General features: G+C 65.6%; 22 protein-coding genes. 16 read left to right on the top strand and 6 right to left on the bottom strand.

All coding sequences use genetic code 11. The features are described from left to right. The first annotated feature begins 244 nt into the window (after positions 1-244). The 5 genes from J7360_RS00320 (at position 245) to J7360_RS00300 (ending at position 6176) form a co-directional block, all read left to right on the top strand. Positions 245-1549 (top strand): M20 family metallopeptidase, encoded by a 1305-nt coding sequence (locus J7360_RS00320; protein WP_209033023.1) that lies wholly within the window; start codon positions 245-247, stop codon positions 1547-1549. Positions 1550-1714: 165 nt separating this feature from the next. Continuing rightward, positions 1715-2530, top strand: coding sequence for an NADPH-dependent 7-cyano-7-deazaguanine reductase QueF (gene queF, locus J7360_RS00315; RefSeq protein ID WP_057658629.1), 816 nt, complete (start codon positions 1715-1717; stop codon positions 2528-2530). A 102-nt stretch (positions 2531-2632) separates the two neighbouring features. Further along, complete coding sequence (locus J7360_RS00310; protein WP_042805478.1) at positions 2633-2926, top strand: LysM peptidoglycan-binding domain-containing protein; 294 nt, start codon at positions 2633-2635, stop codon at positions 2924-2926. 103 nt (positions 2927-3029) lie between these two features. Further along, positions 3030-3587, top strand: coding sequence for a hypothetical protein (locus J7360_RS00305; protein WP_057658619.1), 558 nt, complete (start codon positions 3030-3032; stop codon positions 3585-3587). A 357-nt stretch (positions 3588-3944) separates the two neighbouring features. After that, entirely contained in the window at positions 3945-6176 is a 2232-nt protein-coding gene (locus tag J7360_RS00300) for an NADP-dependent isocitrate dehydrogenase (RefSeq protein ID WP_099828338.1), read from the top strand. A 73-nt stretch (positions 6177-6249) separates the two neighbouring features. On the opposite strand, the gene J7360_RS00295 is transcribed toward J7360_RS00300, so the two are convergent. Beyond that, entirely contained in the window at positions 6250-6504 is a 255-nt protein-coding gene (locus J7360_RS00295) for a hypothetical protein (protein WP_022560147.1), read from the bottom strand. Between the two features lie 101 nt (positions 6505-6605). Here J7360_RS00295 and J7360_RS00290 point away from each other — a divergent pair, with 101 nt between their 5' ends. Further along, a complete protein-coding gene (locus J7360_RS00290) occupies positions 6606-7553 on the top strand; it encodes a LysR substrate-binding domain-containing protein (RefSeq protein ID WP_209033021.1) in 948 nt (315 codons plus the stop codon). Continuing rightward, on the top strand, positions 7550-9289 hold the full coding sequence (gene aceK, locus J7360_RS00285) for a bifunctional isocitrate dehydrogenase kinase/phosphatase (protein ID WP_057658615.1): 1740 nt from the start codon (positions 7550-7552) through the stop codon (positions 9287-9289). Before J7360_RS00290 ends, aceK begins: the two co-directional genes overlap by 4 nt. 142 nt (positions 9290-9431) lie before the next feature. Here the strand turns inward: aceK and rho are convergent, their stop codons facing one another. Then, positions 9432-11306 (bottom strand): transcription termination factor Rho, encoded by a 1875-nt coding sequence (rho, locus tag J7360_RS00280; protein ID WP_209033019.1) that lies wholly within the window; start codon positions 11304-11306, stop codon positions 9432-9434. Between the two features lie 216 nt (positions 11307-11522). Further along, positions 11523-11864: a thioredoxin TrxA gene (gene trxA / locus J7360_RS00275; RefSeq protein ID WP_005923050.1), complete on the bottom strand. Its 342-nt coding sequence runs from the start codon at positions 11862-11864 to the stop codon at positions 11523-11525. Between the two features lie 198 nt (positions 11865-12062). Here trxA and rhlB point away from each other — a divergent pair, with 198 nt between their 5' ends. The 6 genes from rhlB (at position 12063) to rpoH (ending at position 18131) form a co-directional block, all read left to right on the top strand. Further along, complete coding sequence (rhlB, locus tag J7360_RS00270; protein ID WP_209033017.1) at positions 12063-13775, top strand: ATP-dependent RNA helicase RhlB; 1713 nt, start codon at positions 12063-12065, stop codon at positions 13773-13775. 75 nt (positions 13776-13850) lie between these two features. Beyond that, complete coding sequence (gene ftsE / locus J7360_RS00265; RefSeq protein WP_003484499.1) at positions 13851-14537, top strand: cell division ATP-binding protein FtsE; 687 nt, start codon at positions 13851-13853, stop codon at positions 14535-14537. Continuing rightward, positions 14534-15484, top strand: a complete 951-nt coding sequence (gene ftsX / locus J7360_RS00260; RefSeq protein WP_007966623.1) for a permease-like cell division protein FtsX — start codon at positions 14534-14536, stop codon at positions 15482-15484. The genes ftsE and ftsX overlap by 4 nt, the downstream gene beginning before the upstream one ends. Positions 15485-15492: 8 nt before the next feature. Next, positions 15493-16335, top strand: coding sequence for a response regulator (locus J7360_RS00255; RefSeq protein ID WP_005927293.1), 843 nt, complete (start codon positions 15493-15495; stop codon positions 16333-16335). Then, the gene (gene ung / locus J7360_RS00250; RefSeq protein ID WP_007966625.1) at positions 16332-17057 is read left to right on the top strand and encodes a uracil-DNA glycosylase; all 726 of its coding nucleotides are present in this window, start codon (positions 16332-16334) and stop codon (positions 17055-17057) included. The genes J7360_RS00255 and ung overlap by 4 nt, the downstream gene beginning before the upstream one ends. Before the next feature lie 198 nt (positions 17058-17255). Then, a complete protein-coding gene (gene rpoH, locus J7360_RS00245) occupies positions 17256-18131 on the top strand; it encodes an RNA polymerase sigma factor RpoH (RefSeq protein ID WP_005911428.1) in 876 nt (291 codons plus the stop codon). A gap of 401 nt (positions 18132-18532) precedes the next feature. Here the strand turns inward: rpoH and J7360_RS00240 are convergent, their stop codons facing one another. After that, on the bottom strand, positions 18533-19147 hold the full coding sequence (locus J7360_RS00240; RefSeq protein ID WP_057658609.1) for a trimeric intracellular cation channel family protein: 615 nt from the start codon (positions 19145-19147) through the stop codon (positions 18533-18535). 52 nt (positions 19148-19199) lie between these two features. Further along, entirely contained in the window at positions 19200-20492 is a 1293-nt protein-coding gene (locus J7360_RS00235) for an NAD(P)/FAD-dependent oxidoreductase (RefSeq protein WP_007966631.1), read from the bottom strand. Between the two features lie 118 nt (positions 20493-20610). Between J7360_RS00235 and J7360_RS00230 the strand changes: the two genes are divergently transcribed. The 3 genes from J7360_RS00230 to J7360_RS00220 are packed head-to-tail and all read left to right on the top strand — an operon-like array spanning position 20611 to position 22609. After that, positions 20611-21147 (top strand): hypothetical protein, encoded by a 537-nt coding sequence (locus tag J7360_RS00230; protein WP_209033015.1) that lies wholly within the window; start codon positions 20611-20613, stop codon positions 21145-21147. After that, positions 21144-21956 (top strand): NYN domain-containing protein, encoded by an 813-nt coding sequence (locus tag J7360_RS00225; protein WP_007966633.1) that lies wholly within the window; start codon positions 21144-21146, stop codon positions 21954-21956. Before J7360_RS00230 ends, J7360_RS00225 begins: the two co-directional genes overlap by 4 nt. Positions 21957-21985: 29 nt before the next feature. Further along, positions 21986-22609, top strand: coding sequence for a glutathione S-transferase (locus J7360_RS00220; RefSeq protein WP_272491599.1), 624 nt, complete (start codon positions 21986-21988; stop codon positions 22607-22609). Positions 22610-22770: 161 nt separating this feature from the next. Here J7360_RS00220 and J7360_RS00215 read toward each other — a convergent pair whose 3' ends face one another. After that, positions 22771-24993: a primosomal protein N' gene (locus J7360_RS00215; protein ID WP_057658601.1), complete on the bottom strand. Its 2223-nt coding sequence runs from the start codon at positions 24991-24993 to the stop codon at positions 22771-22773. Positions 24994-25193: the final 200 nt, after the last annotated feature.

The following is a 25193-nucleotide window of genomic DNA, read 5'->3' as shown; positions in this document are numbered from 1 at the left end:
GGGCGGGCCGGACGCGTGGATGCGACCGTGGGGCGGCTGTGCAAAGCATATCGTTGCGCTCTCCCAATTGAGCGTTACTGAAGTAACGGCTCGGCCGGCGAAACGACCGCAACGGTCACACTTGCACTGCAGCGGCAACGCGCCACGGCTACCGCGGTTGACCGCCGGGCTGAATCGGGCCCCACTACAGCCCATCCGGCACGCGCCTGCACTACATTAGGCAACCATCTTTCGAGGATTGCCGATGCGCCCCTCCCGCTTGCTGACCAGCGCGCTGCTCGCCCTGCCCATGCTCGCCACCGCGCAGACTGCGCAGCGGCCCGACGTTCAGGCCGCTGCCGCCCCGCTGCAGGCCAAGGTGGTGCAATGGCGCCGCGACTTCCACCAGCACCCGGAGTTGTCCAACCGCGAGGAGCGCACTGCCGCCACCGTGGCCGCGCAGCTGCGCAAGCTGGGCCTCAAGCCGCGCACCGGCATTGCCCATCACGGCGTGGTGGCCATCATCAAGGGCGCCAAGCCGGGGCCGAAGATCGCACTGCGTGCGGACATGGACGCGCTGCCGGTGACAGAGCAGACCGGGCTGCCGTTCGCCTCCAAGGCCACCGCCGAATACCGCGGCGAGCAGGTCGGGGTGATGCATGCCTGCGGCCACGATGCGCACACCGCCATCCTGCTCGGCGTCGCCGAAGCGCTGGTGGGCATGCGCGAGCAGTTGCCCGGCGAAGTGATGCTGATCTTCCAGCCCTCCGAAGAAGGCGCCCCAGGCAACGAAGAGGGCGGCGCCTCGCTGATGCTCAAGGAAGGCCTGTTTGCCGACTTCAAGCCGCAGGCGGTGTTCGGCCTGCATGTGTTCTCCAGCGTGCAGGCCGGCAAGATCGCGGTGCGCAGCGGCCCGCTGATGGCGGCCTCGGACCGCTTCGCGATCAAGATGATCGGCCGCCAGACCCATGGCTCGGCGCCGTGGAACGGCATCGACCCGATCGTGGCCAGCGCCGACATGATCGGCGCCGCGCAAACGGTGATCAGCCGCCGCGCCAACCTGTCCAAGCAGCCGGCGGTGCTCAGCTTCGGCGCGATCAAGGGCGGCATCCGCTACAACATCATCCCCGACGATGTGGAAATGGTCGGCACCATCCGCACCTTCGACGAGGGCATGCGCCAGCAGATCTTTGCCGATCTCAAGAACGTGGCCGAACACACCGCCGCCGCGCATGGGGCCAAGGTCCAGGCGCAGGTGCCGGATCAGCCGGGCAATCCTGCCACTGTCAACGACCCCGCACTGACGGCCAGGATGCTGCCCAGCCTGCAGGCCGTGGTGGGTGCCGACAATGTGTACGAACCGCCGTTGCACATGGGCGCGGAAGATTTCTCGTTCTACGCCCAGCAGGTGCCGTCGATGTTCTTCTTCGTCGGCTCCACCGCCAAGGGTATCGACCCGGCCACCGCACCCAGCAACCATTCGCCGCAGTTCCTGCTGGACGAGTCGTCGCTGGATGTGGGCTTGCGCGCGCTGTTGCAGGTGTCGCTGGATTATCTGCAGCAGGGGTGAATGGGGAATGGGGAATCGGGAATCGTCCGTGGCTGGGCGATTCTCGCTTTCGCTGGTTGGGCCGGTGGCTTGATTCTGGAGCGGCGATCTTCCGGTTTTCGATTCGCTCTCTTTCACGCGTCGCCATACACCTCACGGCCAGCCCGTGCGGCCTAAAATGGCGACATGAATACCCCAGAAGATTCCACCCTCGGTCGTGAGGTCGCCTATCCGAGCGGCTACGACCCGTCGTTGCTGTTTCCGATTCCGCGTGCGGCCGGGCGCGAGGCGATCGGGCTGACTGGTGAGTTGCCGTTTATCGGTCGCGATCGCTGGCATGCCTACGAACTCAGCTGGCTCGATGCACAAGGCAAGCCCTGCGTGGCCACGGCCACCTTGCATGTGCCCTGCGATTCGCCGTCGCTGATCGAATCCAAGTCGCTCAAGCTGTATCTCAACTCGCTCAACGCCACCCGCTTCAACAGCGCCGAAGCGGTGCGCACGCGCATTGCGACCGACCTGTCCACGCGCGCCGGTGCCGATGTGGCGGTGGAGTTCGGCCTGCCGCCGATCGATGCGGTCGGCGAGGGCGACTCGATCGACGCACTGGATGTCAGCATCGACGAGTACGGCCCGCCCAACGCGGCCTATCTCTGCGCGCATGCGCAGCCAGTGGTGGAAGAGGTGCTGACCTCGGCCTTGCTCAAATCCAATTGCCCGGTGACTGGCCAGCCGGACTGGGCCAGCGTCACCTTGCGTTACCGCGGCGCACCGATCGATCGCGAGGGATTGCTGCGTTATCTGGTGAGTTTCCGCGACCACGCCGAGTTTCATGAGCAATGCGTCGAGCGCATCTTCAACGACGTGCTGACACAGTGCGCGCCGCAGTGGCTGGTGGTGGAAGCGCGCTACACACGTCGTGGCGGCCTGGACATCAATCCGCTGCGCAGCTCGGCCAGTGTCCCGACGCCGCTGTCGATCTTCCGCGACCTGCGTCAGTAGGTCGCGCTCATGCAGGATCGCGCGGGCTTCACGGCGGCGCGATCCATGCTTAACAGCGCCTCGCGCACCCTGCTGACACCGCGATGCACAGGGATTGCAGCAATGAGTGTCGACAAGAAGGCAGATTTCTCCAACGTCACCTCATCGGTCGACAGCACCGCCGAGGTGACCCCTGCGCCCGATTTTTCCAACGTGCGCACCAGTGTGCAAAGCACCGCGCAGCTCGTTGAAGAATCGGTGACCGTCCAGACCGGCGACAGCCTCTCCAGTATTGCCAAGCGCCATCTGGGCGACGGCAACCTGTGGCCACGTATTTTCGAAGCCAACCGCGAAACGCTGCAGGACCCGGACAAGATCTTTCCCGGTCAGGTGCTGCGCCTGCCTGCAAAATCGTAACGGCAGGTCGGCTTCCAGTCGCTGGCGGCAACGTCATTCAACAAACCCAGAAACCAATCGAACACTGCGACTGCAGGTGTTCTGGCTACCGGAGAATCGATTTATGCGTACTACCTCTGTTTCGAGCAGCTTAGCCCTGGCCTTGGCCGGCGTCCTGGCAGTGTCTGGCTGTAGCAAGAAGGCCGACGACGACAGCGTTTCCAAAGACCCCACTTCCGGTGCCGCGACCGAAGCGATGCCCGGCCCGGCCGCCACCCCGCCGGCGAGCGATCAGGCAGCCCAGGGCAGCGCAACCGGTTCGGCCAGCACCGATGGCGGTGCTGCGCCGAGTAGCGCGGTGACGGTGTCCAACGTGGCCGTAGGCACCCAGGCCGCAGCCGACAAGACGGTGACTCCGGCGACCAGTGTCGGCAGCAAAGACACCATCATCGTCTCGGTCAAGACGGACGGCAGCGCGAGCAACGTGGCCGTGTCGGCGAAGCTGACCTATCAGGATGGCCAGGTGGCTGGCGAACAGAGCGCGACGTTGAACACCACCGGTGCCGAAACCACCAACCTGAGCTTCAGCAAGCCCGATGGCTGGCCGGCCGGCACCTACACCGCGCAGGTCATGGTGGACGGCAAGCCCGCAGGTAATCCGCAGACCATCACGGTCAAGTAAGGCTGGGCGACATTGGCGATGTACGGCATTGGCCGTGCGTCGCCGCTGCTCCCGTCAGCTGGTGGCTCGATATTGCACTAAGCCATGCAAGCAGGGCGCGACCGATCAAGTCGCGCCTTTTTGTTGCATCGCATTTGTTACAGCTGCATCCATGTCGATTGCCTTGGCGACGGGACGAAGCATCCGCCTGTGGTCGCTTTACCCGGGCGCGGCTCAGACGCGACAATGCCATGCTGATCCATCGCCGCGTCCAATGCGCTGGCTGACCGGTGTGCCATCAACGACCCCGTCGCGCGCACCACTGCCATCGTCCGTGAATGCCGGCGCTCCTCCCGACCACAAGAGCCATCGCACCTCATGTCGAAGACACCGAAGATCCTGTACACGCTCACCGACGAAGCACCCTACCTGGCCACGCAGTCGCTGCTGCCGATCATCGATGCCTACACCGATACCGCCGGCATCGTGGTCCAAACGCGCGATATCTCGCTGGCCGGGCGCATTCTGGCGCTGTTTCCCGAGCATTTGAGCGACACGCAGAAGATCGCCGACGACCTGGCCGAACTGGGTGAGCTGGCCACCACGCCGGAGGCCAACATCATCAAGCTGCCCAACATCAGCGCCTCGGTGCCGCAGCTCAAGGCCGCGATCAAGGAGCTGCAAGGCCAGGGCTATGCACTGCCGGCGTATCCGGACGAGCCCAAGGATGCTGCGGAAAAAGACATCAAGGCGCGCTACGACAAGGTCAAGGGTAGCGCGGTGAATCCGGTGCTGCGCGAGGGCAATTCCGATCGTCGCGCACCGCTGTCGGTGAAGAACTATGCGCGTAAGCACCCGCACCGCATGGGCAAGTGGAGCAGCGATTCCAAGTCGCACGTGTCGCACATGGAGTCCGGCGATTTCTTCGGTAGCGAGCAGTCCACCACCCTGGCCGACGCCGGCACGCTGAAGATCGAATTCGTCGGTGCCGATGGCAGCAGCACCGTGCTGAAAGACAAGGTGGCGGTCAAAGCCGGCGAAATCGTCGACGCTGCGGTGTTGAGCAAGCGCGCGCTGGCCAGCTTCATCGATGCGCAGATTGCCGATGCCAAGGCCCGCGACGTGCTGTTCTCGGTGCATTTGAAAGCCACCATGATGAAGGTCTCCGATCCGGTGCTATTCGGTGTGGTGGTCGGCGAGTTCTACAAGGACACGCTGAGCAAGCATGCCGATGCGCTCAAGTCGGTCGGCTTCGATCCCAACAACGGCATCGGCGATTTGTACGCGCGCATCGGCAGCCTGCCGGAAGAGCAGCAGGCGCAGATCACCGCCGATATCCAGGCCGAATACGCACAACGCCCCGGCCTGGCGATGGTCAATTCGGACAAGGGCATCACCAACCTGCATGTGCCCAGCGACGTGATCGTCGATGCCTCGATGCCGGCGATGATTCGCGACTCCGGCCAGATGTGGAACGCGCAAGGCAAGTTGCAGGACACCAAGGCGGTGATTCCGGATCGTTGCTACGCGGGCGTGTATCAGGCGGTGATCGACGACTGCAAGGCGCACGGCGCGTTCGATCCGTCCACCATGGGCTCGGTGCCCAACGTGGGGTTGATGGCGCAGAAGGCCGAGGAATATGGCTCGCACGACAAGACCTTCCAGATGTCCGGCGCCGGCACCGTCAAGGTCACCGATGGCAACGGCAAGACGGTGTTCGAGCACGCAGTGGAAGCCGGCGATCTGTGGCGCATGTGCCAGGTCAAGGACGCGCCGATCCAGGACTGGGTGAAGCTGGCCGTGGAGCGCGCCCGCCTGAGCGATACGCCGGCCGTGTTCTGGCTGGACAAGGCGCGCGCGCACGATGCGCAGGTGATCGCCAAGGTCGAGCAGTATCTGAAGGATCACGACACCAACGGCCTGGATATCCGCATCCTGCCGCCAGTGGAAGCGACCACGTTCTCGCTGGAGCGCATCCGCAAGGGTCAGGACACCATCTCGGTCACCGGCAATGTGCTGCGCGACTACCTCACCGACCTGTTCCCGATCATGGAGCTGGGCACCAGTGCCAAGATGCTGTCCATCGTGCCGCTGATGGCCGGCGGCGGCCTGTTCGAAACCGGTGCCGGTGGTTCGGCGCCCAAGCATGTGCAGCAGTTCGTCGAAGAGAACTGCCTGCGCTGGGATTCGCTGGGTGAATTCCTGGCCCTGGCCGCCTCGCTCGAGCACCTGGGCAACCGTTACGACAACCCGTCGGCCACCGTGCTGGCCAAGGCGCTGGATGTCGCCAACGGTCAGTTCCTGGACAACAACAAGTCGCCCGCGCGCAAGGTCGGCGAGCTCGACAACCGCGGCAGCCACTTCTATCTGGCGATGTACTGGGCACAGGCCCTGGCCGCGCAGACCGAAGACACGGCTTTGCAGGCCAAGTTCGCGCCGCTGGCCAAGGCCCTGACCGAGAACGAAGCCACGATCGTGGCCGAGCTCAACGGCGCGCAGGGCAAGCCGGTGGAAATTGGCGGTTACTACCATCCCGACCTGGCCAAGGTCAGCGAGGCGATGCGCCCCAGCAAGACCTTCAACGACATCCTGGCCACGCTCAAGGCCTGAGTCGCCGCGCCGCCTGCTGTCTCTGCACATGTCGTCTGCAAGGCCCGTCTCGCAAGAGACGGGCCTTGTCGTTTCAGCGAAACGGCGATAATGCCGTCACGCCACGCAGCAGGCGTCGGCTGAGCCGCGCCATGCGTCGCTCGCGCCGGGTAGGCCGATCAGTCATCGTCTGCACGTTTGGCTGTGGCGGCACGGCAGATCCAAGCGATTCCATTGAGGTGTGCCGTTGCATCGCCTCCACTGCCGTGTCCGGTTCCGCCAGACGCTGGGCCAGCGCCACATCGGCAATGTGGCCGTGCTGAAACAACAGTTCGCTAAAGATGCGCATGACCCACCTCCACTTGAGTGGAATCCACAGTAGGCGCAGGCTAGGGGACGTAAAAGCGAGGCTTTTACAAGTGAGTATTGAATTCCATTCAAGGGTTGGCCATGTCGCGTCCGCCGCTTCACGCATTGCAAGGCTTCGTCAGCGCGGTACGCCTGGGCAACCTGTCGCGCGCTGCTGGCGCGATGCATCTGACCGTCAGCGCACTTAGTCATCAGATGCGCGCGCTCGAACAACGGCTGGGATATCCGCTGCTGCAACGGCATGCGCGCGGCGTCACCGCCACGCCGCAGGGCCAGCAACTGCTCGACCGCATCGCATCGCATCTGGACGCCATCGCCGAGGCGTTCGAGCCCTTCGGTGCGCGTCGCGAAGACACCCTGACGCTGAGTCTCACGCCGTCGATGGCATCGGCCTGGCTGGTGCCGCGCCTGGGCGAATTTCTGGCAATTCATCCCACCATCGAAATCAACCTGCTGTCGAGCGAGCGACTGGTGGATTTCGAACGCCAGCAGCAAGTGGATGCCGCCATGCGTATCGGCGCCGGGCAATGGCCTGGCGTCATCGCCGAGCCCTTGTTCGACGAATGGCTGGTGCCCATGGCTAGCCCGGCCCTGATCGCCCGCATGGGCGGCGTGGAGGCGCCACCATTGCATCAGTGGCCATTGCTGGGCGACCCGGATGACGCCTGGTCGCGCTGGTTTGCGGCGTTCGGCGGCGATGTGCCGCGACGCTATGTCGCCGTGCTCGACGAATCGGAGGCACACCATCGTGCCGCCCTGGATGGCGTCGGCGTTGCACTGGGGCGCGTGACGCGTGCGCGTCTGTTGCTGGCGTCCGGCCAGCTGGTGGCGTTGTCCACGCAACGGCTCAAGACCAGTTGGTCGCATTACCTGGTGTATCCGCCGCGTTCCAGCACCCATGGCGGGTTTCTCGCGTTTCGCACCTGGCTACAGGGCCAGGCGCGCGAACACGCCGCGCATGCGCAGCAGGCGACCGCCACGCCATTGGCCGCGCGCCGCCGCAAACGCTCCGGGACACTGCCGCCATGAACCATCCATCGTTGCCTCCACAATCCGAGCGCCGCGCGCTGGCGATCGCCCAGGCCGTGTACGAAGCGTTCGAGGACTATCACGCGCGCTTTTCCGAAATCACCGCGCGCGCCAAACAGCGGTTCGAAACACGCGACTGGAGCGGCGCGCGCGAAGACGCAGTGGCGCGCATCGCGCTTTACGACCACTACATCGCCGAATGCATGTTGCGTCTGCGCGCAGTACTGCTGGGTCAGGCGCACGACCGCGCGCTATGGATGCGTGCGCGCGATCATTACGCTGCGTTGCTGAGCGGGTTGATCGATCAGGAGCTGTACAAGACGTTCTACAATACCCTGACCCGGCGCTACTTCGGTACCCACGGCGTCGATGCCGACATCGAATTCATCGCCCTGGATATCGAACCGACCGACGCCATCACCGTGCCGGTTGCGCGCCACACCTACGCCGTCTCGCCCGGCCGCTTGACCGACATGCTGGTGCGGGTGCTGGGCGACTACGCGTTCGCCGTGCCGTATGCGCACCGCACCCGTTGCGCGGCTGCCATTGCGGTGCGTCTGCTGGACGACCTTGCGCATTGGGGCGAACATCCGGTGCGCAGCGTGGAATTGCTGGAGACGGTGTTCTATCGCGAGCGGCGTGCGTATCTGGTCGGACGCGTGTTCGGCGAACATCGCTTTTCGCCATGCGTGATCGCGCTGATCAACGCCGCCGCCGGCCTGCGCGCCGAAGCGGTGCTGACCCGGCGCAGCGATGTCGCGCAATTGTTCAGCAACTCGCGCAGCTATTTTCAAGCCGACCTGTCCACTGTCGGCGATGCGGTGGTGTTCCTGCGCAGCCTGCTCACCCATAAGCCGGTCGATGAGCTATACACAATGCTGGGTCGCGCCAAGCAGGGCAAGACCGAGCGTTACCGCACGTTTTTCAGCCATTTTCAGGCACATCCGTCCGAACAGCTGGTGCACGCCGATGGCACCCCCGGCATGGTCATGGTGGTCTTTACGCTGCCCAGTTATCCGCTGGTCTTCAAACTCATTCGCGACCGCTTTGCGTATCCCAAAACCATGAGCCGCGCGCAGGTGGAGGGTAAGTACGAATTGGTCTTCCAGCTCGACCGCATCGGCCGCCTGCTCGACGCACAGCCGTATCGCTTCCTGCGTTTCCCCAAGGCGCGTTTTTCGCCGACGCTGCTGCAAGAGCTGCAGACCAGCTGCGCGATGAGCCTGAGCGAAGACGGCGACGATGTCCTGATCGCACTGTGCTATGTGCAGCGCCGGTTGCGCCCGTTGAATTTGTACCTGCGCGAACAATTGCCCGAAGCCGCGCATGCAGCAGCGCTGGACTACGGCCAGGCCATCAAGGACATGGCGCGCAACAACATCTTTCCCGGCGACATGTTGCTGAAGAATTTCGGCATTACCCGCCATCAGCGCGCGGTGTTCTACGACTATGACGAGCTGTGCCTGATCACCGAATGCAACTTCCGCGATTGGCCGACGCCCACCACCTACGAAGAACAGATGGCCGCAGAACCCTGGTTCCATGTCGGCCCGCGCGACGTCTTTCCCGAGCGCTTCGCCTTGTTCATGGGCCTGCCCTCCTCGCAGCTGGAAGCGGTCAAGCACCAGCACCCGGAACTGTTCGACCCACGCTGGTGGCGCGACCTGCAGAGCCGGCTTCGCGAAGACGATTATCCCGACACCCCGCCATATGCGGAGTCGCGCAGGCTCGCCTGACGGGTCCTTCGGCATCGTCCAGTCCGCCGAATGTCCACCGAAATGGGCATCGTCGATGCTCGTTGTCGCTGTACGTACGGCAGCGTGCCCACAAAAAAGCCCCGCAATGCGGGGCTTTTTTGTCTCGATAAACCGACTGAACTCAGCGCTTCATCGAACTGAAGAACTCGTCGTTGGACTTGGTGGTCTTCATCTTGTCCAACAGGAATTCCATTGCTGCGATTTCGTCCATCGGGTGCAGCAGCTTGCGCAGGATCCAGATCTTCTGCAGCAACTCCGGTTCGATCAGCAGATCTTCGCGACGCGTGCCCGAACGGTTGATGTCGATCGCCGGGTACACGCGCTTTTCGGTGATGCGACGGTTCAGATGCACTTCGCTGTTGCCGGTGCCCTTGAACTCTTCGTAGATCACCTCGTCCATCTTGCTGCCGGTTTCCACCAGCGCCGTGGCGATGATGGTCAGCGAGCCGCCTTCTTCCACGTTACGCGCCGCGCCGAAGAAGCGCTTCGGGCGGTGCAACGCATTGGCGTCCACACCGCCGGTGAGCACCTTGCCGGAGCTGGGCACCACGTTGTTGTAGGCGCGCGCCAGGCGGGTGATGGAGTCCAGCAGGATCACCACGTCCTTCTTGTGCTCGACCAGGCGCTTGGCCCGCTCGATCACCATCTCGGCGACCTGCACGTGACGCGCAGCCGGCTCGTCGAACGTGGAGGAGATGACTTCGCCGCGCACGGTGCGCTGCATTTCGGTCACTTCTTCCGGGCGCTCGTCGATGAGCAGCACGATCATGTGCACTTCGGGGTGATTGGTGGTGATGGCCGTGGCCACCTGCTGCATCATCATCGTCTTACCGGCCTTGGGCGGGGAGACGATCAGCGCACGCTGACCCTTGCCCTGCGGTGCCATCAGATCCAGGATGCGGCCGGTGATGTCCTCGGTGGAGCCATCGCCACGCTCCAGACGGAAGCGGCGGCGCGGGAACAGCGGGGTCAGGTTCTCGAACAGGACCTTGTTCTTGCTCGCTTCCAGCGGCTCGCCATTGATGGTGTCGACGATCGACAGCGCGAAATAGCGTTCGCCGTCCTTCGGGAAGCGGATGCGGCCGGAGAGGTGGTCGCCGGTACGCAGGTTGAAGCGGCGGATTTGGCTGGGCGAAATATAGGTATCGTCCGGGCCGGCCAGGTAGCTGGCTTCTGCCGCACGCAGGAAACCGAAGCCGTCGGGCAGGATTTCCAGCACGCCGTCGGCGGCAACGCCTTCACCATGACGGGTCAGCACCTTCAGAAGGGCGAAGATCACGTCCTGCTTGCGCGCACGCGCCACGCCTTCCTGGATATTGAGCTGGTCGGCGATATCCAGCAGCTTCTGCGCCGGCATGCGCTTGAGGTCGCTCAGCGAATACACCGGAAAACCTTCCGGTACGGCCGGATGCGGACGCGCGACGAACGGCTCGTTGTTGCCGTCGGACGAGGGCATGCCGCTGTCGTTGCCGAAGCGGTCGCGCGGGCCGCGGTCGCGGCGGTTGCGGAACCGGTCGCGGCGATTGCCCTGCTGGTTCTGGCCTTGCTGGTTTTGTCCCTGACCCTGACCGCCCTGGCCTTGCTGATTCTGGCCGGCGTTCTGGTTCTGGTTCTGGCCCTGTGCCTGGGCCTGACCCTGCTGCTGACCTTGACCCTGGTTCTGCTGTTGCTGCGCCTGATTGAAGCGCTGCTGCTGCGACTGGCCGCCCTCGCGGGGCTCGCCGTGGGTGTCGCTGCCGTGGCTGGCGCTGGGCGCCTGACCGGCCTGGGCGCCATCGCTGGACGTCTGCGCCGGTGCCGGATCGGCAGCGCGCGACGGTGCCTGCGGGGCACGGGGTGCTTCGGGTGCGGGACTGGCGGGCAAGGGCAGGTTGGGCTGCTGTGCGCCAGCCTCTTCAGTGGCGGCGGCGGTCTTGCTCACGCGCGGCTTGCGCACGCGCTTCTCGACGGGAGCGTCGACGCTGCTCCCGGTATCGGAGGAAGGATGATCGGACAAGTGCGTGATTCCTCGCTAAGGTGCGAGCGCCCAACTAGGGGGCGAACTGGTGGTAGATGGGAGTCTAGAAGAGGTTCTAGAGGGGTGCGGCGGCGCACGAACGTGTGCCGGACCGACTGACACTATCACCGCCGCGCGTTACCGCGCAAGCGTCTTGCCGGGCACGATTTAACTGCCGGCGCATCATCGGGCGCCCATTGCTGGACGCCCGCTTGCTCAGGCGGCCGCGCCACCCAGGGTCTTGTCGATCATCTGGGTCAGCTGGCCCTTGCCGACGGCACCGATCTGGGTCGCCTGCACCTGCCCGTCCTTGAACAGCAACAGCATCGGGATCGAGCGCACGTGGTACTTGATGGCCAGCGCACGGTTCTGGTCCACATTGACCTTGGCAACCTTGAGGCGGCCCTGATAGGTGTCGGCCAGATCGTCCAGCACCGGGGCGATCATCTTGCACGGGCCGCACCACTCGGCCCAGAAATCCACCAGAACCGGTTCGCCCGATTGCAGTACAGCTGTGTCGAAGTCGGCATCGCCGACATGTTGAACCTTATCGCTCACCTTGGGTCTCCTGGAAACCAAAACGGCCCACCCGAACGGGCAGGCCGCTACATTGCGCTAAACTGGGGCATTGCGCGACTGAATCAAGTGTCAGTCCTGAAGCCGCGCTGTCCGCCACAACAGTCACAGTTTGCGACGCTGTCGGCATCGATGCAAGCCGCGCCCGGGCTGCCCAGGGCGCCTCACGAAGACGGAATAATGAGCGACAAACCGCTGACCGATGTGACCTTTTCCTCGTTCGACCTGCATCCGGCCTTGATCGCCGGGCTGGAGAGCGCCGGGTTTACCCGCTGTACCCCGATCCAGGCGCTGACCTTGCCGGTCGCGCTGCCGGGCGGCGATGTCGCCGGCCAGGCCCAGACCGGTACCGGCAAGACCTTGGCGTTTCTGGTCGCGGTGATGAATCGGCTGCTGATCCGCCCGGCCCTGGCCGACCGCAAGCCGGAAGACCCGCGCGCGCTGATCCTGGCGCCGACCCGCGAGCTGGCGATCCAGATTCACAAGGACGCAGTGAAGTTCGGCGCCGACCTTGGCCTGCGCTTTGCGCTGGTCTATGGCGGGGTGGATTACGACAAGCAGCGCGAGCTGTTGCAGCAGGGCGTGGACGTGATCATCGCCACCCCGGGCCGTCTGATCGACTACGTCAAACAGCACAAGGTGGTCTCGCTGCACGCCTGCGAGATCTGCGTGCTGGACGAAGCCGACCGCATGTTCGACCTGGGCTTCATCAAGGACATCCGCTTCCTGCTGCGGCGCATGCCCGAGCGCGGTACCCGGCAGACGTTGTTGTTCTCGGCCACGCTCAGCCACCGCGTGCTGGAGCTGGCCTACGAGCACATGAACGAGCCGGAGAAGCTCGTCGTCGAAACCGAAAGCATCACCGCCGCGCGGGTGCGCCAGCGCATCTATTTTCCGTCCGACGAAGAGAAGCAGACGCTACTGTTGGGCTTGCTGTCGCGCAGCGAAGGCGCGCGCACCATGGTGTTCGTCAACACCAAGGCCTTCGTGGAGCGCGTGGCGAGCACCCTGGAGCGGCATGGCTACCGGGTCGGCGTGCTGTCGGGCGATGTGCCGCAGAAGAAGCGCGAGTCGCTGCTCAACCGCTTCCAGAAAGGCCAGCTCGAAATCCTGGTCGCCACCGACGTGGCCGCGCGCGGTCTGCATATCGACGGCGTCAAATACGTCTACAACTACGACCTGCCATTCGACGCCGAAGACTACGTCCATCGCATCGGCCGCACCGCGCGTCTGGGCGAGGAAGGCGATGCGATCAGCTTCGCCTGCGAACGCTATGCGATGAGCCTGCCGGACATCGAGGCCTACATCGAGCAGAAGATTCCGGTCGAGCCGGTGACGTCCGAACTGCTGACGCCGCTGCCGCGCGCGCCACGCGTGCCGGTGGTAGGCGAAGAGGCCGACGAGGACGCTGGTGACAGCGTGGGCACGATCTTCCGCGAGGCGCGCGAGCAGCGTGCCGCCGAAGAACAGCGTCGCGGTGGTGGGCGCGGTGGCCCGGGCGGGTCGCGCAGCGGCAGTGGCGGTGGTCGCCGCGATGGCGCCGGTGCCGATGGCAAGCCGCGTCCGCGTCGCAAGCCACGGGTAGAAGGCCAAGCGCCTGCAGCTGCGGCGTCGACCGAACATCCGGTGGCTGCAGCAGCGGCACAGGCGCCTTCCGCGGGCGTGGCCGATGCCGAGCGCGCACCACGCAAGCGTCGGCGTCGTCGTAACGGTCGTCCGGTCGAGGGTGCCGAGCCGGCAGTGGCATCCACGCCGGTTCCCGCACCTGCCGCACCGCGCAAGCCCACCCAGGTGGTTGCCAAGCCGGTGCGTGCCGCCGCCAAGCCGTCGGGCAGCCCGTCGCTGCTCAGCCGGATCGGCCGCCGACTGCGTTCGCTGGTCTCCGGCAACTGACCGTTTGCGGCACTGATCGCATCGCCGCGCATCGGCGATGCGACGCAAGCACTGGCGCTCCGGCATAATCGCTGAATGACCGTTCTGCGTTTCGACAACGTCAGCAAGCACTACGCCGGTGGCCACCAGGCGCTGACCGATGTCAGCTTCGAAGTGGCCGATGGCGAGATGCTGTTCGTGACCGGCCACTCCGGCGCCGGCAAAAGTACCTTGCTCAAACTGATCCACCTCAGCGAACGCCCGAGTCAGGGCGCGGTGCTGCTGGGCGAACGTAACCTGCTCAAGGTGCGTGGCCGGCAGATTCCGCTGCATCGGCGTCAGGTGGGCGCGGTCTATCAGGACCACCGTCTGCTCAACGACCGCAGCATCGCCGAGAACGTGGCCTTGCCGCTGATCTTGCGCGGCACCCGGCGTGCCGAGATCGGCAAACGCGTGCGCTCGGCATTGGAGCGCATCGGTCTGGCCCATCGCGAGAAAGCCCTGCCGTCGCAATTGTCTGCCGGCGAGCAGCAACGCGTTGGCATCGCGCGCGCCATCGTCGGCGAACCGCGGCTGCTGGTGGCCGATGAGCCCACCGGCAATCTCGACCCCGCCCTGGCCGCGGAAATCATGCAGTTGTTCGCCGAACTCCCGGCCCGTGGCACCAGCGTGCTGGTGGTCAGCCACGACCTGGCGCTGCTCAAGCAGATGCGCAAGCGCGTGCTGATCCTGGATCACGGCCGCCTGGTCGACGACATCTCGCCGCAGGACCTGGCCGAATGAGCAAGCCCGCCAATACCGAAACTGTCGCGCCGTCGCGGTTCGGCGTGTGGATCGACCATCACCTGCACAGCATCGCCTTCAGCCTGGGCCGTGCGATGCGCAAGCCGTGGGCCACCTTGTTGACCATCGTGGTGATGGCCCTGGCGCTGGCCCTGCCGTTGGGGCTGTCGATCGCGCTGGACAACGTCAAGCTGCTGGCCGGCAGCGTGCAGCAGTCGCGCGAGATCAATCTGTTCCTGAAGGTCGACGTGGCTGCCGATGCGGCGCAGGCGCTGGCCGGCGAGCTGCGTGCACGCCCGGATGTGGCCAAGGTCACGCTGCGCACGCCCGAACAGGGTTTGGCCGAACTGCGCGAGAGCGCCAAGCTCGATGAAGCGGCCGATGCGCTGGGCGACAATCCGCTGCCCACCTTGTTGATCGTCACTCCCGCCGACGCGACCGACGACGCGCAGCTGGCCGGTGCGCTACAGGCGCTGCCGCAAACCGATCAGGTGCAGCACGACGCGCTGTGGCGCAAGCGCCTGGATGGCTGGTTGCACTTCGGCGAGCGCCTGGTCCAGGTGTTGTCTGCCCTGCTCGGGATCGGTGCGGTGCTGGTGGTCGGCAACACCGTGCGGCTGGACATCCAGTCGCGGCGCGAAGAAATCGGCGTGCTGCAGTTGCTCGGCGCCAGCGATGGCTTCATCCGTCGCCCGTTCTTGTATCTGGGCGCGTGGTACGGGCTCGGCGCCGGTGCTGTCGCGCTCGCTCTGATCGCCGCCTCCGGCCTGGCATTGCGTGCGCCGTTGGCGACATTGGCCGACAGTTACGGCAGTTCTTTTACCCTGCACGGGCTGGATCTGTTGCATTCTGCGCTGGTGCTGGTCGGCACCTTAGTCCTGGGTTGGTTGGGTGCCTGGCTGGTGACCGGCCATTTCCTTCGCCAGACCCGACCTACCGAGACCTGAGGCCTGCCATGCATCCACCAGATCTCAAACACCTGATCAGCGACGCACCGCGCGTGATGGTGGTCGATGGCTCCAAGTTGGTGCGCAAGCTGATTGCCGACGTGCTCAAGCGCGACCTGCCCAATGTGCAGGTGATCGGCTGTTCCAACATTGCCGAAGCGCGTCAGGCGCTGGAAGCCGGCGCGGTGGATCTGGTCACCACCTCGCTGTCGCTGCCCGATGGCGACGGCCTGACCCTGGCGCGCAGCGTGCGCGAAACCGCCGGGCAGGCCTATGTGCCGGTGATCGTGGTCTCCGGCGATGCGCAGCAGCATCTGGTGGAGCGCCGTTTCACCGAGTACGTCACCGATTATTTCGACAAGGCGCTGGGCCATGAAGCCCTGGCGACTTTCATCCGTGGGTACGTGCAGCCCGAGCCGGTGGTGGGCGCGACCGTGCTCTACATCGAAGACAGCCGCGTGGTGGCCGAGGCGACCAAGCGCATGCTCGAACGCCAGAGCCTGAAAGTGGTGCACGTGCTCACCGCCGAAGATGCCTTTGCGCTGCTCACCGCCGAATCGCTGGGCCGCACCGAGCGCCGCATCGACGTGGTGCTGACCGACGTGACGCTGAAGGGCGAGCTCAACGGCCGCGACGTGGTCGAGCGTATCCGCATCGATTTCGCCTACGGCAAGCGCCGCCTGCCGGTGCTGGTGATGACCGGTGACACCAACCCGCGCAATCAGTCCGAATTGCTGCGCGCCGGTGCCAACGATCTGGTGCAAAAACCGATCGAAGAGCGCCTGCTGGTGACCAAGGTGTTGTTCCAGCTGCGCCTGGCACGCCTGGAGGATCAGGCTGTCACGCTATGACTGAAGGGGAAGCACGCATCCAGCTGGAACCGTCGTGGAAGGCAAGAGTGGGCGACTGGCTGCTGCGCCCGCAGATGCAGGAGCTGTCGGCATTCCTGCGCCAGCGCAAGGCGGCCGGGGCGCGGGTGTTTCCGCCCGGCTCGCAGATCTTCGCCGCCTTCGACGCGACACCGTTCGAGCAGGTCAAGGTGGTGATCCTGGGCCAGGACCCGTATCACGGCGAAGGTCAGGCGCATGGGCTGTGCTTCTCGGTACTGCCCGGCGTGCCGGTGCCCCCGTCGCTGCTCAATATCTATAAAGAGATCCAGGACGACCTGGGGATCGCGCGACCGGATCACGGCTACCTGATGCCCTGGGCGCGCCAGGGCGTGCTGCTGCTCAATGCGGTGCTGACGGTGGAGCAGGGACGCGCCGGGGCCCACCAGAACAAGGGGTGGGAAGGCTTCACCGATCATGTGGTGGAAACCCTCAACCGCGAGCGCGAAGGGCTGGTGTTCCTGCTGTGGGGCAGCTATGCGCAGTCAAAGGGCAAGGTCATCGACCAGGCGCGCCACCGGGTCTTGAAGGCGCCGCATCCTTCGCCGCTGTCGGCGCACCGCGGCTTCCTGGGCTGCCAGCATTTCTCAAAGACCAACGACCATTTGCGGCGGCGTGGTCTGAGCCCGATCGATTGGTCGCTGCCACCACTCAGCGCGCTGGACCTCACCTCCGCCGGCGCCTGAACGACGCTCCCGACATCCTGTTGCGCAACCAGTTTGTCACGGTTTGCATAGGGGCTTGGTGGTACGGTAAGCCTCGTGTTTGGGGAGCCGGGCTGTAGAACACCGGTGATGCCAAAAGCCCGAACGTCCTATAAATGGAATGCTGGGAACTCTTTCTGTACCCGGCAGTCCAATAGTTCGACTGCTAAGATGGTGCCTATGAACCAGACTACTTCGACTGCCCTCGTGGCAAACAATCTCCCGATTCCCAGTGCGCTCGGTTCGCTGGACGCCTACATCGGTGCCGTGCACCAGATCCCGGTGCTGTCGGTCGATGAGGAGCAGGATCTGGCCCGTCGCTTCCGCGACGAGCTGGATCTGGACGCGGCGCGCGAACTGGTCCATTCCCACCTGCGTTTCGTGGTGCACGTGGCCCGCGGCTACAACGGCTACGGCCTGCCGCTGGGCGACCTGATCCAGGAAGGCAATATCGGCCTGATGAAGGCGGTCAAGCGTTTCGACCCGGACATGGGTGTGCGCCTGGTCAGCTTTGCGGTGCACTGGATCCGTGCCGAGATGCACGAGTTCATCCTGAAGAACTGGCGCATCGTCAAGGTCGCCACGACCAAGGCGCAGCGCAAGCTGTTCTTCAACCTGCGCAAGTCCAAGACCCGTCTGGGCTGGCTCAATGCGTCGGAAGTGACTGCAGTTGCCAAGGACTTGAACGTCTCCGAGCGTGAAGTGATGGAGATGGAGTCGCGCCTGTCCGGTCGCGATATCGGTTTCGACGCGTCGTCGGACGAAGACGACGATCACGGCCCGCCGTCGCCGGTGAGCTACCTGGTCGCCAATGAAGAAGATCCTTCGCAGGCATACGAGCGTCACGACAGCGAAGACAACCAGCTGCAGCTGCTGCGCGAAGGCATGGCTGGCCTGGACGCGCGCTCGCGCGACATCGTCAAGCGCCGTTGGCTGGATTCCGATTCCAAGGTGACGCTGCAGGAACTGGCAGACGAATACGGCGTGTCGGCCGAGCGTATCCGCCAGATCGAAGCGAATGCGCTGAAGAAGATGAAGGCGCTGTTCGTCGCCTGATCCTGTCGGTCTGCGCGAGTGGTTGCACGGACGGCCCGGTTTTCCGGGCCGTTTGCATGTGTGGTGCTGGCGATGTCTTGATTGCTCAGGCGCGTGGTCGGTGCCCCGATTCCGTCGCGCACGTGGGCATGCATGCCTGGCCGGACGCGGCAACCGCATCGCGTTGCGCTGACACAGATCGCCAGCGAGCTGTGATGGCAGCGCGTGCGATGCGTAACATGAATCTGCCGCTGTTCGTAGCGGTGGCCGTGCGCAGTGAGCGGTCGTCGGATCGGGCATGCGCGGCGTGCTCGCATTCGCAGCCATGCTCTCCGGTCAATGCGGGCCCGGGCCGTGCCTGCCTGGCGGCCACTCAGTGTGTGGCTGGCGGTGTTTGATCGCCACGTACGGCGACCGCTTGGCTATTCCGGCAGGCGTGCGACAGGAAGATGCCAACCGTAGCGGATCGCCATGAAGCGCAGGCCGAAACACACGCCGGCGCCGGTCGCCAGCGACCAGGCCTGCGGCACATCCAGGACGTGCCCGAGCGCGACCAATCCGCCACCGGCAAGCGCAGCGACCGCATACAGTTCGGCCTGCAGCACCACCGGCGTGCGCGCCACCAGCAGATCGCGCGCGATGCCGCCGCCGATGCCGCTGAGCATGCCCAGCAATGTCGCGCTCAACGGGCTGAGGTGATAGTCCAGCGCCTTGCTGGTGCCGTAGACCGCAAACAGCGCCAGTCCGGCCGCATCGAAGATCTGCACCGGATTGCGCAGGCGCTCCACCGCTGCATGCCAATAGAATCCGGCCACGCCGGCCAGGCAGGCCACCAGCAGATACTGCGGCTGCACCAGCGCGGCCGGCGGGGTGGCGCCGATCAGCACATCGCGCACGATGCCGCCGGACACCGCTGCCACACAGGAGAGCACCAGCACGCCGAACAGGTCCAGACGGTTGCGCACCGCCACGGTCGCGCCGCTCAGAGCGAATACGAAGGTGCCGAGCAGATCCAGCAGAAACAGCACAGTTGCCACGATCGGGTCGTCGAATCAGGCCGTACAGCATCGCGCACGGCCTGCGCCGCTGTCATCCGTCCTTGCTGCTGGGCGGAGGATCGTCGGTGGCGCCGCCGAAGATGATGCGCGCGGCGCGCTGGTAGCTCCAGTACGCCATCGCCCAGTTCACCAGCACCACGAACCGGTTGCGGAAGCCGATCAAAAAGTACACGTGCGCAGCCAGCCAGAACCACCAGGCGACGACGCCGGACAGCTTGAGCTTGCCCACATGCACGATGGCGGCCATGCGGCCGATCGTGGCCAGGTTGCCGTAGTCCTGGTAGCGGAACGCCGGCGCGGTCTGGCCGCGATGCCGCGCCCGGATCGCCTTGGCGATGTGCTTGCCCATCTGCTTGGCGGCCGGTGCCACGCCCGGCACCGGGCGGCCGTCCTGCTGCACCGAGGCCAGATCACCGCCGACGAAGATGTCCGGGTGGCCCGGCACGCTGAGGTTGGCTTCGACCAGCACGCGGCCGGCGCGATCCAGCGGCACGCCCAGCGTACGCGCCAGCGGCGAGGCGGCCACGCCGGCGGCCCACACCACGGTGCGCGCCGGTACGAAGGTGTCGCCGAGCTGGTAGCCCAATGCATCGATCTGCGTGACCGGTGTTCCGGTGTGCACCTCCACGCCCAGACGCTCCAACTGCTTGCGCGCCTTGGCGGTGAGATCTTCCGGAAACGAGGGCAGCACGCGCGGACCGGCTTCGACCAGCCGCACGCGCGCCTGCCGCGGGTCGATGTGGCGGAACTCGTTCTTGAGTGTGTGGCGGGCGATTTCGGCCAGAGTGCCGGCCAGTTCGACGCCGGTGGGCCCGCCGCCGACCACTGCAAAGCTCAGCCAGGCGGCGCGTGCGGCAGGGTCGGATTCGGCTTCTGCGCGTTCGAAGGCCAGCAGCAGCTTGCGCCGCAGCACCAGCGCGTCGTACAGCGTTTTCAGGCCAGGGGCGTGTTCGGCCCATTGGTCGTTGCCGAAATAGGCATGGGTGGCGCCGGTGGCCAGCAGCAGCATGTCGTAGCCGAGCGTGCTGCCATCGGCCAACACCACCTCGCGGCGGCCTGGTGCGATATCGGTGACATCGCCGAGCAGTACTTCGACGTTGCGTTGCTCGCGCAGGATGTGCCGCAGCGGCGCGGCGATGTCCGGTGCCGACAGGCCGGCGGTGGCCACCTGATACAGCAGGGGCTGGAACAGGTGGTGGTTCTGACGGTCGACCAGGGTGATGCGGATGCCGGGGTCGTCGAGCGCGCGGGTCGCCCATAAGCCGGCGAATCCGCCGCCAACCACAACCAGATGCAGCGGAGCTTGGGAGGGGAGAGAGGTCATCGTAAGGTCCGATGGAGTGCGACGCGGGCGTATCAGGATGCCGCATCGGCAATGAACATGCCGCGTGAGCGTGGCCCGCCTGCGGCATCATGTCGCATCTCCCGCTTCCGGCCACCCCATGTCGTCGCTCCCGCCGCCGTTGCCGCCGTTGTCGTCTGTGCCGCCCGCTGCACCGTCGCCGGCAGCTGTCGTCAAGAAGCCGCTCAGCAGTGTGGCGATCGGGCTGATTGGCGTGGCGACGTGTGTGGTGCTGTTCGGGATGCTGGTGCTCGGCGCGCTCATCTGGCTGATGTCGATCGGTTGGTCGCTGTTTGCCGATCAGGCGCGCACTGCGCTGCAGGCCGATGCCGTGGTGCAGGAACATATCGGGCACATCCGCGACATGCGGGTGGACCTGTATCGCACCAGTCTGGCCCCTGGTAGCGACGAGTTCGTGTTCGATGTGGAAGGCGATCGCGGCACCGGGCGCGTGCACGCCACCTGGGTCAGCGACGGGGCCGAACGCGAGATCCTGAGTACGGGCGTGCTCACGCTGCGCGATGGCACCGAGTACACATTGCCGGCCGAGACCGACGTGGAGGAGAGTGAGATGGACACCGACACCGACACCGACACCGACTTCAAGACCGAATCTGCCGAGTCCCTGGAGCAATGAGCATGATCGACAATCCTGACAAACGCATCGCGCTGCTGATCGATGCGGACAATGCGCCAGCCGGCAAGATCGACGTGGTGCTGGCCGAAGTGGCGCGCTACGGCGTGGCCAATGTGCGTCGCGCCTACGGCAACTGGAAGAGTCCGCACCTGAAAGGCTGGGAGGCGGCGTTGCACGACTACGCGATCCGGCCGATCCAGCAATTTGCCTACAGTTCCGGCAAGAACGCCTCGGACATGGCAATGGTGATCGATGCGATGGACCTGTTGTACGCACGCAACCTGGATGGATTTGCGATCGTCTCCAGCGATGCCGATTTCACGCCACTGGTGATGCGCCTGCTCACCGACGGCATGAAGGTCTATGGCTTCGGCGAAAAGAAGACACCGGCGCCGTTCGTCAATGCGTGCTCCAAGTTCACCTATGTCGAGGCGCTCGGGCAACAAGCTGCAGCCGCCAGCGAAACGGCTGCCGATCGCAAGGACGCCACCGCATTACGTCGCGATACGCGTCTGGTCCAAATGCTGCGTAATGCGATCGTCAGCGCCTGCGAAGACGATGGCTGGGCGTTGCTGAGTGCAGTCGGCAAGCAGGTGGCCAACCAGGCCTCGTTCGATCCACGCAACTATGGCTATCGCAAGCTCAGCGATCTGGTGCGCGCGATCGGCTTGTTCGAGATCAGGCAGGACGAACAGGCGTTGTGGGTGCGCGACGCGCCCAAGAGTGACCGCGGCAAACCGGCGCAACCGGCGGCTGCCAAGCGCCCGGCACGTGCGCCGGCCAAACCTGCAGCAGGGGGCCGAGCATGACGCAGGACGCAAACGTGCCCACCGCAGCGATGCCCGCCATGACAATCTGGGGACGGCGCAACTCCAGCAACGTGCGCAAGGTGTTGTGGTGCGCCGAAGAAGCCGGGGTGGCCTATGCCTCGATCGAAGTGGGCGGTGCGTTTGGCGGCAACGACACGCCGGCCTATCGCGCATTGAATCCGAACGGCGTGGTGCCGACCTTGCAGGATGGCGCGCTGGTGTTGTGGGAGTCCAATGCGATCGTGCGCTATCTGGCCGCGCACTATGCGCCGGCGTTGTATCCATATTCGCCGGCCGAGCGCGCGCTCGGCGACCGCTGGATGGACTGGACCACCTCCACGTTCGCCGGGGTATTTCGCGACCTGTTCTGGGGCGTTGTGCGCACGCCGGAGGCCGAGCGCGATCACGCACGCATCGCTGCGGCGTTGACCCAGTCGGGCGAGTTGCTCGCACGTGCCGATGCGGCATTGGCGCAGCAGCCGTACCTGTCCGGCGAACAGTTCGCGATGGGCGATATACCACTGGGCAGCTTCATCTACGCGTGGTTCGAAATGCCGATCGAGCGCCCCGAATTGCCGCATCTGCAGGCGTGGTACCAGCGCCTGCGCGCGCGGCCTGCGTACCAGCGTGGAGTGATGACCGCCTTGACCTGAGGTTGCCACCACCGCGCAGGCCAGCGTGGTGCATCGCAGGCATCGCATCCGCCGGCAGGCAGCTCGCATTGTCGTAGGAGCGCACCTGGGCGCGAGGGCTTTGCCGGTGACGCCTCTCGCGCCCAGGTGCGCTCCTACGACGCGTGGATGGTCTGGCTGCGCTAGTACAGATCGATCGGGTCCACATCCAGCGACCAGCGCACGCGGCGGGCTTGCGGTAGCGCATAGATCGCCGGCAGTTGGGTGTCGAGCAGGCGATGCAAGGCCGAGCGTTGGTGCGCCGACAACAGCAGCTGCGTGCGCTGGAAGCCGGCGCGGCGCGGCATCGGTGCCGGCATCGGGCCGTAGCATTCCACTGCGGCAAACGGCGGTGATTGCGTGCCGGGGTCGGCGCTGGTCAAATCGCGCACCGCCAGCAGGAACTGATTGGCCGCTGCCACATCCTTGGCTTCGGCACGGAACAAGGCCAGATGCGCGAAGGGAGGGAATCCGGCCGCTTCGCGCTGTTGCAGTTCGGCGTCGGCGAAGGCGTGGTAGCCGCCATTGACCAGGGTCTGCAGCAACGGGTGTTCGGGGTGGTGGGTCTGCAACCAGACTTCGCCCGGCCGGTCGGCACGCCCGGCGCGTCCGGCCACCTGGATCAACTGCTGGGCCAGTTTTTCGGCGGCGCGGAAGTCGGCCGAGAACAGGCCTTCGTCGATGCCGACCACCACTACCATGGTCAGCCGCGGCAGGTCGTGGCCCTTGGCCAGAATCTGCGTGCCCACCAGGATGCCGGCGTCGGTGCCGAGCCGGGCGAGCTGGGTTTCCAGTGCATCGCGGCGCTGGGTAGTGCTGCGGTCGATGCGCACCACCGGGACGTCCGGAAACGCCTCGGTCAGGCGTTCTTCCAGCCGTTCGGTGCCGATGCCCTGCGGTTGCAGCGCCAGGCTGGCGCAGGCCGGGCAGGCCAGCGGTGCGGGTTGGCGTGCGCCGCAGTGGTGGCACTGCAGGCGGCGGCCGCCGGCATGCACGGTCATCGGGGTCTGGTGCAGCGGCGTGCTGCAGCGCTGGCAGGCTGCGGTCCAGCCGCAGTCGTGGCAGAGCAGCACCGGCGCATAGCCGCGGCGGTTCTTGAATACCAGGACTTGTTCGCCACGCGCCAGGGTGGTGCCGATACCGGCCAGCACCTCGGGCGACAGGCCGTCCTTGAGCGGGCGCTTGCGCACGTCGAGCACGCGCACGCGTGGCGGACGCGCTTCGCCGGCGCGCCGCGACAGGCGCAGATGCCGGTAGCGGCCGGAATAGGCGTTGTGCAGGCTTTCCAGCGATGGGGTGGCGCTGCCCAGGATCACCGGTACATCCAGCGCCTTGCCACGTACCAGGGCGAAATCGCGCGCGTGATAGCGGATGCCGTCCTGCTGCTTGTAGCTGCCGTCGTGTTCCTCGTCGATCACGATCAGGCCGGCGTTGGGCAGCGGGGTGAACACCGCCGAGCGGGTGCCGACGATCAGCTGTGCCTCGCCGCGCCAGGCCGCCGCCCACACCCGCGCGCGTTCGCCATCGGACAGACCCGAGTGCAGCGCGTGCACCGGCACGCCCAGACGGGTACGGAAGCGACCCAGGGTCTGCGGGGTCAACCCGATCTCCGGCACCAGCACCAGCGCCTGCTTGCCGGCGGCCAGGCAAGCGGCGATCGCCTGCAGGTAGACCTCGGTCTTGCCGCTGCCGGTGACGCCGTCGAGCAGATAGGTGGCAAAGCCACTGTGCGCGCGGATCGCGGCGGCGGCGGCCTGTTGTTCGTCGTTGAGCGGGGGGCCGCTGCCGGGGCGGGGGGGGATGGCGTCGGCCGGCACTGCCACGCGTTCGGCATAGGCGCGCTTGGCTAGGCTGCGCGCGGCCTCGCGCCACTGCGGCAGCAGCCGGTCCAACTGCTCTTCGCCCACTGCGCCGGTCAGCAGCAAGGCCGCCAGCAGGGCGGGTCGGCTGCCCGCGCGCAGGCTGGCGGCACCGCTGCGGCCTGCTTCGGTCAGCTGCCAGGCCCAGGCGTGGGTGTCGGCCAGTGGCTCTCCGCGCCGCAGCGGGCCGGGCAGGGCGCTGGCCTGGGCCTCGCCGAGCGGGGCGTGGGTGTAGCGGGCCAGCCAGTGCAGCGAGCGCGCCAGTTCATCGACCAGCAGCGGGACCTGGTCGCACCACGCCAGTGCCGGGCGCAAGCCGTCGGCCGCGGGCAGTTGCCCGATCTCCACCACAACCCCGACCAGCTCGCGCGGCCCGAACGGCACTCGCACCCGGCAGCCGACGCGCGCCGGGTCGGTCAGCGGCGCATCGGCCGGAGGCAGATAGTCGAACAACTGGGGCAGCGGCACCGGCAAGGCGACGCGCAGGGTGGCGACGGTCGAAGACATCCAACCAGTCTACCCACCCTGTCCAGAGGCTGGCGGCCGAGCCGAATCGGCCCAGATCCACGCCGGGGCAGCGGCCGCGTTTCTGTGACGGAAGTGATAAATACGACGTAAACCTATGTGAGGGTTAAGGAAACAGGTTTATCCACACCGGCTGTGGATAAACCTGTGAATTAGTGTCGTGCTCCACGCTGTGACGATGG

The organism is Xanthomonas sp. D-99, assembly GCF_017746145.1.
Classification (GTDB): Bacteria; Pseudomonadota; Gammaproteobacteria; order Xanthomonadales; family Xanthomonadaceae; genus Xanthomonas; species Xanthomonas cissicola.
Note: the sequence above shows the minus strand (reverse complement) of the source record. Positions and strands in the feature narration are given on the sequence as shown.